The following is a 1383-nucleotide window of genomic DNA, read 5'->3' as shown; positions in this document are numbered from 1 at the left end:
GCCGGGGGCAGGGGCGGCGGCGGGGTCACAGCTTGCCGCCGCGTCCGCCCTCGCGCCGCGCGGGCGCGATGAGCGTCGAGAGGTAGGGCAGCGCGCGGCCGTCCAGCTCGGCGGCCGGGCTGATGAGCTCCTCGTCCAGGCCCAGCGCCGAGCCCCACACCGCGTCGTCGATCCGCCCGGTCGCCCGCAGCGCCGCCGCCACCTCACCGGCCTGGCGGCCGAACTTGTACGCCACGACCGTGCCCGGCCCCTCCAGCGCGTCCTTAAGCACGGTCGCCCCGGCGGTGACGGGGACCAGGGTGAGCGGCTCCGTGCCCTCGGTGAGCACGGCGCCCGAACGCGCGGCGAGGTCCTGCATCGCGGTGATCCCCGGCACGGTGTCGATCTCCGTGCCCGGCACCAGCTCGGTGATGGTCTGGGCGAGATAGGTGAAGGTCGAGTACACATTGGGGTCGCCGATGGTCGCGAAGGCGACGCGCTCGTGCGCGCGCAGCAGCGCGGCGACGGTCTCGCCCGCCGCGTCCCAGGCCGCCTCGCGCCGGGCGTGGTCGGTGCGCTCGTTGAGCGCGAAGACGACCCGGACGACCTTGGCGCCGTCCACGTAGTGGAGCACGGTCGCCTCGGCGCGACCGCGCTCCCCGGTGTCCATCACGGGCACGACGACGGCGTCGGCGGCCTGGAGCGCCTTGACGCCCTTGACGGTCACCAACTCCGGGTCGCCGGGCCCCACTCCGACTCCGACCAGCTTGCTCATTGCGGGCACCTCTCGACGAACCGACGGGCGATGGTGGGCCGGGCGGCCCAGTGCGTGTGCAGATAGCTCGCGTGCACGCCCTGCTGTACGAACCCTTCGACCCGGCGCTCCGGGTGCACCAGACCCCACGCGGGCGCGGGTCCGGCCCCCGGGTCGAGGACGGTCCGGTGGAACTCGTGGCCGCGCAGCCGGGTGCCGGCCTCGGCCAGGCAACTGTCGCCCACGGCCACGGCTTCGCGGTACCCGAGTGTCAGCCGTTCCGTCATCCGCGCGTCGGCGTCCAGGACGCCGCACATCGGCTGTCCGTCGAGCGAACGCGCCAGATAGAGCAGCCCGGCGCACTCGGCGGCGACGGGCGCCCCCGACCGCGCCAGCTCGCCGACGGCCTTGCGCAGTGGCTCGTTGGCACTGAGCTCGGCGGCGTAGACCTCGGGGAAGCCACCGCCGATGACGAGCCCGGCGGCGCCGTCGGGAAGCGCCTCGTCCCTGAGCGGATCGAACACCACGACGTCCGCCCCGGCGGCGGCGAGCAGTTCGGCGTGCTCGGCGTACGAGAAGGTGAAGGCGGGACCGCCGGCGGGGCGGACGTCGTGGTGTTCGATCCGCTCAGGGACGAGGCGCTTCCCGAC

Annotated in this window: 1 protein-coding gene and 1 pseudogene; both read right to left on the bottom strand. The window is 74.5% G+C overall.

Going from position 1 to position 1383, the window contains the following annotated elements; translation table 11 throughout:
• Nucleotides 1–25: 25 nt before the first annotated feature.
• The gene (cobI, locus tag ACJA3G_RS36980; protein WP_406557387.1) at nt 26–754 is read right to left on the bottom strand and encodes a precorrin-2 C(20)-methyltransferase; all 729 of its coding nucleotides are present in this window, start codon (nt 752–754) and stop codon (nt 26–28) included.
• A pseudogene (locus ACJA3G_RS36975) lies at nt 751–1383 on the bottom strand (cobyrinic acid a,c-diamide synthase); the annotation flags it as partial. The pseudogene ACJA3G_RS36975 and the gene cobI, both read right to left, overlap by 4 nt.

The organism is Streptomyces sp. YS-3, assembly GCF_045257485.1.
Taxonomy (GTDB): domain Bacteria; phylum Actinomycetota; class Actinomycetes; order Streptomycetales; family Streptomycetaceae; genus Streptomyces.
The sequence above is the reverse complement of the archived record's forward strand: the minus strand, read 5'-3'. Positions and strand labels throughout refer to the sequence as shown.

Bases quoted from the DNA above. Each gene is read 5' to 3' on its own strand.
- cobI (WP_406557387.1), bottom strand. From the start codon at position 754: ATGAGCAAGCTGGTCGGAGTCGGAGTGGGGCCCGGCGACCCGGAGTTG.